The organism is Bradyrhizobium sp. AUGA SZCCT0283 (assembly GCF_018130385.1).
Lineage (GTDB): Bacteria > Pseudomonadota > Alphaproteobacteria > Rhizobiales > Xanthobacteraceae > Bradyrhizobium.
Map to the genome: position 1 here is coordinate 102950 of NZ_JAFCLU010000006.1, position 14362 is coordinate 117311.

10 protein-coding genes are annotated in these 14362 nt (G+C 63.2%); 2 read left to right on the forward strand and 8 right to left on the reverse strand.

Annotated elements, in window-relative coordinates; all coding sequences use genetic code 11:
- The first annotated feature begins 10 nt into the window (after positions 1–10).
- Both JQ624_RS10930 and JQ624_RS10935 read left to right on the forward strand, forming a co-directional pair.
- Positions 11–2425 carry a response regulator gene (locus JQ624_RS10930; protein WP_212418887.1) on the forward strand — a complete coding sequence of 805 codons (2415 nt, stop codon included), beginning with the start codon at positions 11–13 and terminating at the stop codon, positions 2423–2425.
- The gene (locus tag JQ624_RS10935; RefSeq protein WP_212418888.1) at positions 2422–4005 is read left to right on the forward strand and encodes an adenylate/guanylate cyclase domain-containing protein; all 1584 of its coding nucleotides are present in this window, start codon (positions 2422–2424) and stop codon (positions 4003–4005) included. The genes JQ624_RS10930 and JQ624_RS10935 overlap by 4 nt, the downstream gene beginning before the upstream one ends.
- Before the next feature lie 528 nt (positions 4006–4533).
- Here the strand turns inward: JQ624_RS10935 and JQ624_RS10940 are convergent.
- From JQ624_RS10940 to JQ624_RS10975, 8 genes are all read right to left on the reverse strand, one after another.
- Complete coding sequence (locus JQ624_RS10940; protein WP_212418889.1) at positions 4534–5067, reverse strand: hypothetical protein; 534 nt, start codon at positions 5065–5067, stop codon at positions 4534–4536.
- A gap of 635 nt (positions 5068–5702) precedes the next feature.
- Positions 5703–6047, reverse strand: a complete 345-nt coding sequence (locus JQ624_RS10945) for an NIPSNAP family protein (RefSeq protein ID WP_212418890.1) — start codon at positions 6045–6047, stop codon at positions 5703–5705.
- Between the two features lie 457 nt (positions 6048–6504).
- Entirely contained in the window at positions 6505–9210 is a 2706-nt protein-coding gene (locus JQ624_RS10950) for a nitrate reductase (RefSeq protein WP_212418891.1), read from the reverse strand.
- A gap of 13 nt (positions 9211–9223) precedes the next feature.
- Positions 9224–10441 carry an NAD(P)/FAD-dependent oxidoreductase gene (locus tag JQ624_RS10955; RefSeq protein WP_212418892.1) on the reverse strand — a complete coding sequence of 406 codons (1218 nt, stop codon included), beginning with the start codon at positions 10439–10441 and terminating at the stop codon, positions 9224–9226.
- A gap of 9 nt (positions 10442–10450) precedes the next feature.
- Positions 10451–10876, reverse strand: coding sequence for a globin family protein (locus tag JQ624_RS10960; protein WP_212418893.1), 426 nt, complete (start codon positions 10874–10876; stop codon positions 10451–10453).
- 92 nt (positions 10877–10968) lie between these two features.
- On the reverse strand, positions 10969–11763 hold the full coding sequence (locus JQ624_RS10965) for an ABC transporter ATP-binding protein (RefSeq protein ID WP_212418894.1): 795 nt from the start codon (positions 11761–11763) through the stop codon (positions 10969–10971).
- 12 nt (positions 11764–11775) lie between these two features.
- Entirely contained in the window at positions 11776–12693 is a 918-nt protein-coding gene (ntrB, locus tag JQ624_RS10970; RefSeq protein ID WP_212418895.1) for a nitrate ABC transporter permease, read from the reverse strand.
- Positions 12694–12759: 66 nt separating this feature from the next.
- On the reverse strand, positions 12760–14079 hold the full coding sequence (locus JQ624_RS10975) for a CmpA/NrtA family ABC transporter substrate-binding protein (RefSeq protein ID WP_212418896.1): 1320 nt from the start codon (positions 14077–14079) through the stop codon (positions 12760–12762).
- Positions 14080–14362: the final 283 nt, after the last annotated feature.

Genomic DNA, 14362 nt, shown 5'->3' on the forward strand with positions numbered 1-14362 from the left:
GCAGCCTTTCGTGGCAGCCGTCGATGCCGCATACACGGATTTTGATAGCGATCGGGCGATGGTCGAGCGCTCTCAGGAGCTGAGTTCGAAGGAGCTGTCGGAGGCGCGCGACAAGGCTACGCAGGCCCAGCGCCGGCTCGTCGACGCGATCGAGAGCATCTCGGAGGGTTTCTCGCTCTACGATGCTGACGACAAGCTGGTGATATACAACCGGCGGTACCGGGACATGCACAGCACCGCCAGCATCAATGTCGTGAATCAGGGCGTATCGTTCGAGACGATCCTCCGCAACGCGGCCGCGGGCGGCGAGATTCGCGACGCGGAAGGGCGCGTCGAGGCCTGGGTCGAGCAACGTCTCGCCCAGCATTGCGATCCCAAGGGCACGCATGTGCAACGCCGCTCCGACGGGCGTTGGATCCAGATCAACGAGCGCAAAACCGACGACGGCGGCACGGTCGCGACCTACACCGACATCACCGACGTGAAGAAGGCGGAGCAGGCGATCCAGGAGAGCGAACAGCGGCTGCGCGTCATCGCCGAGGCCGCGCCGATGGCGGTGGCGATCGTAACCTTCGATGACGGGATCATCCGGTATGCCAATCGGCGCTTCAGCGAAATGTTCGAGCTCGAGGGTTCGTCCGCCCTGGGCCTGCAAGCGAAAACCCTCTACGCAGACCCGCAGCATCGCGAGCGCTTCATCGGCGCGCTGACCGAGCGCGGCCATGTGGAGGGCATGGAGATGCTGCTCAAGCGGGTTGGAGGCGAGGAGTTCTGGGCGCTCATAGCGTCGCAGCGCGTCGAGTTCGAAGGGCGCCCGGCGATGATCAACGGCCTCGTCGACATCAGCGACCGCAAGCGCATGGAAGGCGAACTGCACAAGGCGATCTGGGCGAGCGAGCAGGCGACCCGCGCGAAGTCTGACTTCGTCGCCAACATGAGCCATGAGCTGCGCACGCCCTTGAATGCGATCATCGGTTACAGCGAGATCCTGTTCGAGGACGCCCAGAGTGCTGGGCGCGAATCGGAGATGGCAGACCTGCGCAAGATCCAGGATGCCGGCAAGCATCTGCTCGGCCTGATCGACAACATCCTCGATCTTTCCAAGATCGAGGCCGGCAAGATGACGCTCTATCTCGAGACCTTCGAGCTACGGCCCATGATCGATAGCGTCGCGGCGACCGTCACCCCGCTGGCCAAGAAGACTGGCAACGCTCTGGTGGTGAACTGCGCTGACGAGGCCGGCACGATGCACAGCGATCTGACCAAGGTGCGGCAGACCCTGTTCAACCTTCTCAGCAATGCGTGCAAGTTTACAAGGAACGGGACCATCACGTTGACCGCGCTCCGCGATACGAACGCGGCCGGCAACTGGATCGAGTTCCAGGTGCGCGATACCGGCATCGGCATGACGTCAGATCAGCAGGCCAAGGTGTTCGAGGCCTTCACTCAGGCCGATGCCTCGACGACCCGCACCTATGGCGGCACCGGGCTGGGCCTTGCCATCACCAAGAGCTTCTGCCGGCTGATGGGCGGCGATGTGACGCTGACCAGCGAAGCCGGCAAGGGGACGACCTTCACGGTTCGTCTGCCGGCGGTGACAAGCGCGGCATCGGACACTGCGGATTCGGCGGCAGAGCAGCGTTCCGAGGGTCCGCAGGCCGAGCATGCACCGACCGTCCTCGTGGTCGACGATGATCCCAACGCGCGGGAGTTGCTGCGTCGGCACCTGCAGCGCGGCGGCTACGCCGTTCGCATGGCTGCCAGCGGCGAGGAGGCGATGCAGCTCGCCCGCACGCTGCAGCCCGATGTCGTCACGCTCGACGCTCTGATGCCGCAGATGGACGGCTGGGCCGTACTCAGCGCCATGAAGGAAGATGCGGCACTCGCCGAAATTCCCGTGATCATGATCACGATCGTCGACAACCAGAGCATCGGCTTCTCGCTCGGCGCCGCCGATTACCTGATCAAGCCGATTGATCGGGACAGACTGGTCCGTGCGGTGGAAAAGTGCTGCCCAAGGGGTGCACCACGGCACGTGCTGATCGTCGAGGATGACGCTCCGACCAGTGAGCTGATGAGCCGCGCCTTGCGGCAGATCGATTGCAGGGTCACGCAAGCAGAGAATGGTCGGGTTGGTCTTGAGCGTTTGAGCGAGGCTTTACCCGACGCAATTCTGCTCGATCTGATGATGCCCGAGATGGACGGGTTCGAGTTCATCGCGCGGGTGCGCGACGAATCCCGCTGGCGGCGCATCCCGATCATCGTCGTCACCGCCAAGACACTGACCGCCGAGGATCGCGCGCGACTCAACGGCCAGGTACAGCATTTGGTGCACAAGGGCGAATACAGTGGCAAGGCCGTGCTGGCGGCGCTCGACGAGCTGGTACCCCGGCACGCCCGGCGCGCGAGTCCGGATCGGCCATGAGCATCATTGATACCGACAACGCGCGCGCCTGGCGCATTCGGCTTGCCCACCTTCGCCAGGAACTGCTGTCGCCGGTCAACGCCTTGCTCGGCTATGCAGAGATCCTGCACGAAGACGCGTCCCGGAATGGGCGCCCGGACATCCTCCCCGATATGAACCGCATCCTCGGCGCAGCCCGGGATCTCGCCGGCAAGGTCGACCGGCTGGTGGACGGCGATCGCGCCAGGAGCCTGCCCGGCGCAGCGGCCGCCACGCAAGAGCAGGAGCTGCGTCACGAGCTGCGCACGCCGCTCAACGCGATCAAGGGCTACGGCGAGATGCTGCGCGAGGATGTAGCCAATTTCTCAGGCGACTCGCTGCGGGCAGATTTCGATCGCCTGCTGGCGGCGGTCACCGACCTGTTGCTGCGTCTCGATCGCATCGTCCGATTCTCGGTCGATGTCGAGGAGACGAGCTTGGCCCCCGATCAGACCGGCGCGGTTATGGTGAGCGACTTGATGCGCAGCCTCGGGCCAGTCCGGCCGTATGCTGTCACCGAAACCGGCTCCATTCTCGTCGTAGATGATATCGAGGCCAACCGCGATCTCCTGTCGCGCCGGCTGACCCGCGATGGGCATCGCGTCGCTTCGGTGGCCGGCGGCCAGCAGGCGCTGCAGGCGCTCGCCGACGATGAGTTCGACCTCGTCCTGCTCGATTTGATGATGCCCGATATCAACGGGCTTGACGTGCTGGTGCGTATGAAGGCGGATGAGCGGCTGCGCCGCATTCCGGTGATCATGATCACGGCCTTGGCGGAGACCGAGAGCGCCGTCCGCTGCATCGAGGCCGGGGCCGAGGATTATCTGCCAAAGCCGTTCGATCCGGTCCTGCTGCGCGCGCGGATCAATGCTTGCTTGCACAAGAAGCGCTGGCGCGACCGCGAGCAGAAGTACCTTCGCCGCATCGAGGACGAGACCGCCAAGTTCGAGCGGCTGCTGTTGACCATCCTGCCAAGACAGGTGATTGGCCGCCTGAACCAGGGCGAAGCCATGATCGCCGACCGCTTCGAGGGCGTGAGCGTTCTGTTCGCCGATCTGGTGAGCTTCACCGAGCATGCTGCACGGGTCACACCTGCAGCGATGGTCGAGTATTTGAACCGGCTATTCTCGGAATTCGACGCGCTTGCCCGCGAGCTCGGTGTCGAGAAGATCAAGACCATCGGCGATGCCTACATGGCCGTCGCCGGCTTGCCCGATCCAAATCCCGATGGGTTCGCAGCGATCGCGAAAATGGCGCTCGGCATGATCGATCGGCTGGGCCGCGTCAACAGCCATTTCGGTTGGCCCTTGCAAATCCGGATCGGCATACATTCCGGTCCCGTGGTTGCCGGCATCATCGGCACGCACCGCTTCGTCTACGACGTGTGGGGCGATACGGTAAATGTCGCGAGCCGGCTCGAGGCCTATTCTCTGCCCAATCGAATCCATGTGTCCCAGGATACCGCCCGGCACCTCGTCGGTCTCTTCCCGCTGGAGCCACGCGGCAGCATTGACGTGAAGGGCAAAGGCAAACTGGAGACGTTTTTCTTGAGCTGGATCTAGGCGCGCGCGGCAGCGGGGTGCATCGGGCTGGCTTGTTCCTGAAGCACGTGCTGATCTTGCAGTGGTAATTCAAGCAACGAGCGAGCACTTGCCCACCCGCAAGGCTCCGATCATGGCGATCGTGATGGGGACGCACGGACCCGGACAAGTGTCAGCTTCGAAGCTGCGGATTGCGCTCCGGGAGACAACCGACTTCCAGCTCGCAAGAGCCAGTAGTCGTGCTGATGTCTGTTCCGGGTCATTCGCGTCGCTTTGACGGTGTACTGATCACTTCCGGTCTGCCCCGATTAACGGACATCTTCAGAACCGGTCGGCATGTCTCAAACGTGCCCCAACACCAGTCATGGCACGTATCCCGAGTTGGAAGTGACGGTCGCAGAGGAGAGCGCCACCGATGTTGCGTGAGCGCGGTGATAACCCCTCAAAATGAAGCTCGAAGTGAATTGAGACGGGAGGGCCGGTCGCCATAAGGTAACCGGATCACAGAGTAAAGGCGTTGATCAATTTCGCGGCCGGCAATCCGGGCCGTCAGCGCGAGAACTGTGGTCCGGCGGGAGGCGGCAGGCGAGATTCGATCTTGGCTTGCGGAGGTTTGGGCTGCGGGATCGAGGCAGCCTGCTGGGCCGGGGCTGGGGCTGCGGCCGGCGGCGCTGACGATACCTTCTGCCTGACGTCCTCCTCGACAGCCCGTAGCGCCGCAATGTTCTGGGCCATCTGCTCCTGCTTGGCAGCGAGTTGTTCTACGCTGCGCCGCACGGCATCGAGCGTGGATGCCAAGGGCGCAAGTTGCCGCGTCGTATCAGTGGAAGTCGCAGCCCCGACTAGCGACTTCGTCGTCGAAACGGATAACAGCAAACCCAGCGCCGGAACCTGGGCTACCAGCATCTCCTTTGCTGCATCACCGTAGGACTGCCAGCCAAGCGTGGCGCCGACACCGATGAGAACCGCAATGGAGAACCGGGTAAGGGCGCGGAACATTCGCCTGCCAATCGACGGCCGGCCGCTCGCCGGCTGCCCTTCCCCGAAGCGGTAGGGATAGGGAGCATCGATCGACGGCTGCATGCGCCGTCTACCAACGCGCTGATCGGATCGGACATCCGGATCGCGCGCAAGCCCGCCGAACGAAGTTTCTTCAGCTGTCAGTGGTGGGCTTTGCGAGTATAACATTGGTACCTCCACCGACGATTCTTCCAAATTCTTGAGGGAAGAGGCGGTCCTGGTTTGACGGAAGGGAGGCAGGAGCGCAGCAGCCCTGGGGCGTTTGTGAGATCGTCGCACGACAAGAGAATCGACTTGTTTGACGTCGGTCAGCGTCAGTCGAAATCCACGTCGCTACAAAATTGAGATGCTCGCTGATGTCTGAAATGGGTCTTGGCCGTGTGAAAATGCGAAGACGCTCAATCGCGATGGAAGAAGTCATTCGTCCAAGACCGCTTTAGTCTCGCAAGGCGCAAGCGGATTAAACTTGGAGGTCGGACTGGAAAATATCATTCTTCGCTGCGTTTCGATTTTTGAGTTTTTACACGGCCAGGGTCATTCGCGTCGGTTTGACCGGACCACGGCGACTTTCGGTCTACCCCCAGCAACGGACATCGTCAGCGCCGGTCGGCAGGTCTGTTTCGTGCCTGAAGGCGACGTCAAGCCATCGTATTCTATCACCTCACCGGACCGGCGCCTTGGGCACGGCAGCTCGTTCATCACGAGCCCGCGTCCGGCTTCGGGGGCGCTCCGGCGCCGCTTTCAAGGATCGGTCTAAGAAACGACCGATCATGTCTTAGGAAGCATTTAGTCTCCAGGTAATATGCTATTGCCCTCTGGCAATCAGGATCGCTGGCCGCCCTGGAGCGGTAGACTTCGTAATCGGCAAGCGAAGGAAATGAAAACAATGCGATCGCGACGTAGTCCCCGCCTTCGTGCGGCAGGAAATAGCCGTGATGCGTGCCGCCGAATTTTTCAACCAGTGGCATCCACATCTTGGCGTAGGTCTCGAATTCTTTCGCTTTTAAGGGGGATATCTCATAGCGGAGATAGCAGGTTATCATTCTCAATCTCCTCATGGCGGACCGATTGGACGCCTACCGTCCCATCATACCGTTAGAAGTCAGACCCGTACATTCCTCGGGCGCGGGCCGCACCCAGCCGACGTCCGATCTGGGTCATTCGCGTCGAATTCAGCATACCTGTCGATGTCCGGTTAGCGGGCATCTTCCGCCATGGTTGAGACCACGAAGATTGTTACTCGACCAACCTCTCAAACGCCGCGTTGCATTCGCAAGCAGTAGTCTATTCGCTCAAGCGTCATCGTTTGAGAAATCCTGGCGCGGTCAGACCCGCCGAGAATCATGCCCGCAGGAAAACTATCTCTGTTTCCACGCAGTGGACTCGCGGAGAGAGCCCCTCACCCCGAGCGACCTTCGCTCGTCTCGACCCCGCAAGCGCAGGGCGAGGGGGACGACCGCGCGCCTCGCAGCGCCTCCTCGCAATGACGTGGATGGTGAGCTAATTCGCCGCCGCCAGCGTCCGCGGCCCGGGGCCGCTCGTGCCGGTCTGCGCGATCAGGCGCTTCAGCTCCGGAATGCAGGAGCCGCAATTGGTGCCCGCTTTCAGCCTGGCACCGATATCCGCAGCCGAACGCGCGCCGCCCGCGATGGTATCGCAGATGGTGTTGCGGCCGACACCGAAGCAGGCGCAGACGATCGGGCCGGCATTGGCAAGGCCATCTGCCGATTTGCCCGACAGCAGCATGCGGCGCTGGTCGTTGCCGAGCGCATCCGCGGCGAACAGGTCCTTGACCACATTCCAGTCGCCGGCGTCCCGCGCGGGCCCGATGAACAGGCAGGTTTCGATGCGGTCGCCGCGAAACGACGCCCCGCGATAGACGCCGCCACCGAAATCCTTGTATTCGGCGAGATCATCCGTCGCGAATGATTTCAGCCAGGATTGCCAGCCGGCCAGATCGGCGTTGTCGGCAAACAGATAGCCGTAACCGCCACTGACGGCGACGCGAGCGACCCACGCATGATCGGGCAGTTCGAGCGGCTTGCGCGACAGCGCAAAGCCACGGAATACGTATTCGTAAGGCGTGATCGATACAGGCGTCGCCTTGTTCTCGGGCTGACCGGAGAACGGATCGGTGATGGGAGCCACCAGCGAACCGACACGCGCGCCGGTCGCGTTGGCCTCGCTCCAGTGGATCGGCGCGAACAGCATGCCGCGCTGCTGGCGCTCGCTGACGACGACCCGAAGCGTGCACTGCCCGTAATCGGTGGTAACACGCGCGAAGTCACCGTCGGCGAGCCCGTGCCTGGCGGCATCGTCAGGATGAACTTCGACGAAGGGCTCCGGCAGATGCTGGCCGAGCCGCGGGCTCTCGCCCGTGCGGGTCATGGTGTGCCACTGGTCGCGGATGCGGCCGGTGTTGAGTCGCAGCGGCCGCGCCGCCGTGGTCTCGGTCCGCAGCGCCGGTATTTCCGGCGCGATGAAGCGGGCCTTGAAATCATTGGCGAAGAAACCGCCTTCGGCGAAGAAGCGCGCTTGCGGCTCACTTCCCTGCCGGACCGGCCACTGCACCGGCGCCATCGCGTCGAAATCGCTGTCCGACAACGACTGCAGCGCGCCGATGTCGAAATCGCGCGCGCCCTCGTTCTCGAATGCCGAGAGCGCGGCATGCTCGCGAAAGATATCCGCCGCCGAGCTGAAGCCGAAGGCAGCGCCAAAGCCGAGGCGCCTGGCAACCTCGCCCATGATCCACCAATCGGGCCTGGCTTCGCCGGGGGCGGAAAGGAACGCGCGCTGCCGCGAGATGCACCGTTCCGAATTGGTCACGGTGCCGGATTTCTCGCCCCAGGCCTGCGCCGGCAGCAGCACGTGCGTGCCCGCATCCACCGTGTCATTGGAGATCACGTTCTCGGAAACGACGAACAGCTCGAGCTTCTTCAGCGCCTCGCGAACGCCGTCGGCGTTCGGCAGCGACACGGCGGGATTGGTACCCATCACCCACAGCGCCTTGATCTCGCCGCGCGCAATGGCCTCGAACATCTGGACCGCCTTCAGCCCCTCATGGGTGGCGATGCGCGGCGCCTTCCAGAACCGGCGCACGCGATCGATGTCGGGCGGCGTAAAGCCCATGTGAGCGGCAAGCTGGTTGGCGAGCCCGCCGACCTCGCGCCCGCCCATCGCATTGGGCTGCCCGGTCAACGAGAACGGCGACGCGCCCGGCAGGCCGATCCGTCCCGTCGCGAGATGGCAATTGACGATGGCGTTGACCTTGTCGGTGCCCTGCGCTGACTGGTTGACGCCCTGCGAATACAGCGTGACGACGCGCTCGGTGTTCGCAAACATCTGGAAGAACGTCGCGACGTCCTGCTCGGCAAGACCGGTCGCCAGCGCGGTGGCCCCGACGCTGCCCGCGATGTTGCGCGCGCGGGCGATGGCGTCGTCGAACCCGGTGGTGTGGAGGGCGATGTAGTCGCGGTCGAGCGCGCCGTTATCGGCAAGATGCACCAGCAACCCGCTGAACAGCGCGGTGTCGGTGCCCGGCTTCAATCCCAGGAACAGATCGTCATCGCCGACGGTATCGGTCCGGCGCGGATCGATCACGATCATCCGCGCGCCGCGCTGCTGCTTGTTGGCAAGCATGCGCTGGTACAGCACCGGATGGCACCAGGCCGCGTTGGAGCCGACCAGCACCAGAAGGTCAGCCTCGTCGAGATCCTCATAACATCCGGGCACCGTATCGGCGCCGAACGCGCGGCGGTGGCCGGCAACCGAAGAGGCCATGCAGAGCCGCGAATTGGTGTCGACATTGGCGCTGCCGATAAAACCCTTCATCAGCTTGTTGGCGACGTAATAGTCTTCCGTCAGCAGCTGGCCGGAGAGATAGAACGCGACCGCGCCCGGGCCGTCGCGCGCGATGATGTGCTGGAAGCGGTGCGCGACATGATCGAGCGCGTCGCTCCAGGCCACCCGCTCCATGGTGCCCTTGCCGCAGCGGATCATCGGATAGAGCAACCGGTTGGCGAGGCCGAGCGTCTCGCCGAGCGCCGAGCCCTTCGAGCACAGCCGGCCGAAATTGGCGGGATGCTCGGGATCACCCGATATCGCCGCCCCGCCGCGCCCGTCCGGCGTCGCCAGAATGCCGCAGCCGACGCCGCAATAGGCGCAGGTGGTGCTGATGGCGCGCAGGTCGGGATCGATGGCAGTCATGGCGGCAACCGGATCATGCAGCTTCCGAACGGATCGCGAGCGAGCGGCCGAACATCATGTCGGCACGAATTCTTTGCGTCGGCTGCCGCGTGCGGATCAGTTCGAGATACCAAAGCGCGTCGGCGACATCGCCGATCAGGACCGCACCGGTCAATCGCCCGCCCGCGATCACAAGCTTCTTGTAGGTGCCGTGATTGAGATCGGAGAGCACGATAGTCTCGCTGCCGTCGCCGCCCATGAAATCGCCGGCGGAGAACACGCTGACGCCGGAGACTTTCAGGTTCGTCGCAACGATACTGCCGGGATAGGAAGCCTCGCGCCCGGCGAGATGCCGCGCCAGCACCCTCGCCTGCTCATAGGCCGGCTCGACCAGCCCGTAGCAGATGCCGCGATGCTCGGCGCATTCGCCGATCGCGAACACATCCGGCGCACCGGTCTGCAGGTGGTCGTCGACCACGACGCCGCGATTGACGGCAATGCCCGCTTCCCTTGCCAGTGCGATATTCGGCCGGATGCCGGCCGCGAAGATCACGGCGTCGGCCGGGATCAGACGGCCGTCCACCAGTTCGACACCTTCGACGCGCGTCTCGCCATGGATGCGCGCGGTGTTGGCGTTGAGCAGGATTTCGATCCCCTTGCGCTCGACGAGGGATTTCAAAAGTTCGGCCGCGGGCGCATCCAGCTGGCGCTCCATCAGGCGGTCCATCAGATGCACCAGCGTCACCGGCGCGCCGGCCTTCGCAAGCCCATAGGCCGCTTCGAGGCCCAGCAATCCGCCGCCGACCACCACCACGCGTTTTTTCTGCGCCGCCAGCGACAGCAACAAATCGACGTCACGGCTGTCGCGAAACGTATGTACGCCGGCAAGGTCGGCCCCCGGCACGTTGAGCCGCAGCGGCGACGAGCCTGTGGTCAGCACCAGTTTCGAAAACGGAACGCTCTCGTCATTTTCGATCTTGAGTTCGCGGCGGCCGACATCGATCTCGGTGGCCGTGCAGCCATATTTCAGGGTGACGCCGCGGTCGCGCCACCAGGAGGCCGGCCGAAGCTCGATATCCTGCGAGGTAGTCTCGCCGGCCAGCACCGACGACAGCAGCACGCGATTATAGGCGAGCCGCGGCTCATCGCCGATCACGGCAATGGCGTAGCGGCCCAATGCCACCTTGGCCAATTCATCGACAAGGCGGGCAGCGGCCATGCCGTTGCCGACGATGACCAACGGTTCGCTCATGATGGATCCTCACTCGGCGGCTTGAGCGCTGCCGTAAGCTTCCGAAATCATGTAACCGGACAGCGTGCCGTACGCCGCGGTCCAGGCGTCGGCGACATCAGGTGTCCAGGCCTCGCCGAGCCCTTTCTCCAAGGTCCACAACAGTGCACCACCGACGACGGGATAGTGCTCCGGCTTGGCGCCATAGCTGACGTGACGTTTGGCAAGCGCGCTGGCCGCCGGCAACACCGATTCGAGATTGCTCAACCCGTTCACCACTACGGCCAGCGTTGCCATCAACTTCTTGCGCTGCTCTTTCATATCGGCGGGAAACATCGCCTTCACTGTTGGCGCGACTTCGAACAGGCGATCGTAGAATATAGCGGCGGCCTGCTCCGAAATCGGTGCAACTTTGGCGAAACTCTCCTGAACCAGATTGATTTGTGTTGGATTCACCGAAACTCTCCTCAAATGTTCCTAAAGGTGAGCCTGTTGGTCGCGCGCCAGGAGCTTTGGTTCACCAAGTCTCCTGATAGTGATGACGCGCTTTACGCCGCCTCGACGAAGCGATGCCGCTCGTAGAGGAACTCGAGCACGCGCTGCCGGCACTTGAGGTAGCCGGGGTTGGTCGCGAGTTCGAGCCGCTTGCGCGGGCGCGCCAGCGGCACTTCCAGCACCTCGCCGATCCGTGCGCTGGGACCGTTGGTCATCATCACGATGCGGTCCGACAGCAGCACGGCCTCGTCGACGTCGTGGGTGATCATCAGGATGGTGTTGCCGAGCTTCTGGTGCAGCGCCATCACCGAATCCTGCAGATGCGCGCGGGTCAGCGCGTCGAGCGCGCCAAAGGGCTCGTCGAGCAAAAGCACCTTCGGCTCCATGGCGAGCGCGCGGGCAATGCCGACGCGCTGCTTCATGCCGCCGGAGATTTCGGATGGCCGCTTGTCCTTGGCATGCGCCATCTGCACCAGGTTGAGATTGTGCATCACCCAGGCGTCGCGCTCGGCCCGGGTCTTGGTCGAGGCGAACACCTTGTCGACGCCGAGCCGGACGTTCTCATACACCGTCAGCCAGGGCAGCAGGCTGTGGTTCTGAAACACCACCGCGCGGTCCGGCCCCGGCGAATTGACCTCGCGGTTCTCCAGCAGCACGCAGCCCTGCGTGGTGTCGGTGAGGCCGGCCACGATGTTGAGCAGCGTGGACTTGCCGCAGCCGGAATGGCCGATGATCGAGACGTATTCGCCCTTCTCGATCGTCAGGTTGATGTCCTTCAGCACCTCGGTGGTGGCGTTGCCACGGGTGAAGGTCTTGTCGATGTGGTCGAGCTTCAGATAGGCCTGCATGACATGTTTCCTTCAGTTCAGTGCGGTGCCGCGGGTCACGATCTTCGCCAGTCCCGCGATCAGGCGGTCGAGCACGAAGCCGATGATGCCGACATAGAACAGCGCCAGGATGATTTCGCTGATGTGCGAGGAGTTCCAGGCGTCCCAGATGAAGAAGCCGATGCCGACGCCGCCGATCAGCATCTCTGCTGCTACGATCGCAAGCCAGGACAAGCCGATGCCGATGCGAAGACCGGTGAAGATATAAGGCGCCGCCGCCGGGATCATGATCTTGGAAAAGAACTCCAGCGGATTGAGCTGCACCACGGCTGCGACGTTGCGATAGTCCTGCGGGATGTTGCGGATGCCGACCGCGGTGTTGATGATGATCGGCCAGACCGAGGTGATGAAGATGACGAAGATCGCCGAAGGCTGGCCGTCACGGAACGCGGCCAGCGACAGCGGCAGCCATGCCAGCGGCGGGATGGTGCGCAGCACCTGGAACAGCGGATCGAGCCCGCGCATCGCCCATACCGACTGCCCGACCAGCGTGCCAAGCCCGATGCCGACGATGGCGGCAATCGAGTAGCCGAACGCAACGCGCTGAAGCGAAGCCGACAAATGCCAGAACAGGCCCTTGTCGATGCCGCCGCGATCGAAGAACGGATCGAAGATCAGCTCCTTGGTTTCCTTGAAGACGCGCGACGGCGGCGGCAGGGTCGAGCCGGTGCGACGGCAGACCAGCTCCCAGAACAGCATCAACAGCGCGAGCACGACCAGCGGCGGGACGACGCGTACTGCGGTCTCCCTCGCCATCTTGACGTACTTCTCGGCACGCGGCGCCTGCTTCGGCGTCATCGTGACCACTGGCGCCGCCGTGCTCGGCGAGGTGCTTGAGGCGGTCGGAATGGCCACCGCGGTGGCTTCGGCTTTGATCGCAGGCATCGACATTGAAATCATATCTCCGTGTTCAAGAAAGGCGGGCCGCCCGCTCCTTTACGCGCGGCCCGGACTTGATCAGACATCAACACGCTTGATCGACAGGGACTTTAGATACGCAGCCGGATTTTCCGGATCGAACACCTTGCCGTCGAAGAAGGTCTCCTTGCCGCGCGAGGTGGAGGCCGGAATGTCGGCAGCAGCGACGCCGAGCGTCTTGGCCGCATCGCGCCACAGATCCTCACGGTTGACCTTGCCGATCAGCGCCTTGCTGTCGAAGCCGGCTTCATATTTGCCCCAGCGGATGTCCTCGGTCATGAACCAGAGATCGTGGCTCTGGAACGGATAGGAGGCGAAATCGCGCCAGTACTTCATGATGTGGGGCGAATTCTCGACCACCTTGCCGGGAATGCCGTAGTTGAACTTGCCCTTGGCGCGATCGGCGATATCTTCAACCGGACAGTTGATCCACTGCCGCTTGCCCATGATGGTGGCGAGTTCGTCCTTGTTCTCCATCTTGTCGGCCCATTGCTGCGCCTCCATGACCGCCATCAGGATCGCCTTGGCGGCCTTCGGGTTCTTGTCGACCCAGGCCGCGCGCATGCCGAGCGATTTTTCCGGATGCTTGCTCCAGATTTCGCCGGTGTTGATCGCGGTATAGCCGATGCCCTGATGGACCAACTGTCCCGGCCATGGCTCGCCGACACAGAAGCAATCCATCGTGCCAACCTTCATGTTGGCGACCATCTGGGGCGGCGGTACGGTGATGGTCTCAATGTCCTTGTCAGGGTCGATGCCGCCGGCGGCGAGCCAATAGCGGAGCCAGAGATCGTGGGTGCCGCCCGGGAAGGTCATCGCGGCCTTGACGGATTTGCCGGCGGCTTTCTTCTGCTCGAATACCGCCTTGAGCGGCGCGGCATCGACGCCGACCTTGAGGTCGGCATATTCCTTGGCCACCGAGATGCACTGCGCATCGAGATTGAGCCGCGCCAGGATGTACATCGGCGTCGGCTGATTGTTCTGCGTCACCTTGCCGGCCGAGATCAGGTACGGCATCGGCGTCAGGATGTGCGCGCCGTCGATGCCGTTGCCTTCACTGCCGAGCACCAGGTTGTCGCGGGTGGTGCCCCATGAGGCCTGCTTGGCGACTTCGACGTCGGGCATGCCGTATTTGGCGAACAGCCCCTTGTCCTTGGCGACGAACAACGGCCCGGCGTCGCTCAGCGCGATGAAGCCGAGCGTGGCCTTGGTCACCTCCGGACCTGCCCCTTGCGCGAAGGCGCCGGCGGGGAAGTTCAGCTTGGCGGCGGCGAGCAAGGCGGCCGTTCCGCCGGTCGCCTTCAGAAGCTGGCGGCGGCTGAAACCACGGCGTGAGGTCGGAATGGTAGGTTTCGTCATGGGCGTCGTTGTCCTTTGCGTCAGTGCGTGAAACGGGGCCGTCCGTCTGGTGTCACCGCGCAAGGCGCAGAAAGGCGCGTTCCAGGGAGGCCCCGGAATGGCGGCGTCACAGTTCGGATGAATGGTCTCAAGGGACGGCATCAATGGCGTCGGCACTAGCTATTCAAGCTTCGTGCCAAGCCCTTCGCGCTGCAAAAAATGTAATTATTTCAGTGCATTACCGAAAGGACGATGAGAAAATCATCACGCCGCGGGAACCGGCTCCCGCTTTCGAAATTTGCGA

What these genes read in the sequence shown, in the direction of transcription:
- JQ624_RS10935 (WP_212418888.1), top strand. Translation starts at nt 2,422, where the DNA reads ATGAGCATCATTGATACCGACAACGCGCGCGCCTGGCGCATTCGGCTT.
- JQ624_RS10940 (WP_212418889.1), bottom strand. Translation starts at nt 5,067, where the DNA reads ATGCAGCCGTCGATCGATGCTCCCTATCCCTACCGCTTCGGGGAAGGG.
- JQ624_RS10945 (WP_212418890.1), bottom strand. Translation starts at nt 6,047, where the DNA reads ATGATAACCTGCTATCTCCGCTATGAGATATCCCCCTTAAAAGCGAAA.
- JQ624_RS10950 (WP_212418891.1), bottom strand. Translation starts at nt 9,210, where the DNA reads ATGACTGCCATCGATCCCGACCTGCGCGCCATCAGCACCACCTGCGCC.
- JQ624_RS10955 (WP_212418892.1), bottom strand. Translation starts at nt 10,441, where the DNA reads ATGAGCGAACCGTTGGTCATCGTCGGCAACGGCATGGCCGCTGCCCGC.
- JQ624_RS10965 (WP_212418894.1), bottom strand. Translation starts at nt 11,763, where the DNA reads ATGCAGGCCTATCTGAAGCTCGACCACATCGACAAGACCTTCACCCGT.
- ntrB (WP_212418895.1), bottom strand. Translation starts at nt 12,693, where the DNA reads ATGTCGATGCCTGCGATCAAAGCCGAAGCCACCGCGGTGGCCATTCCG.
- JQ624_RS10975 (WP_212418896.1), bottom strand. Translation starts at nt 14,079, where the DNA reads ATGACGAAACCTACCATTCCGACCTCACGCCGTGGTTTCAGCCGCCGC.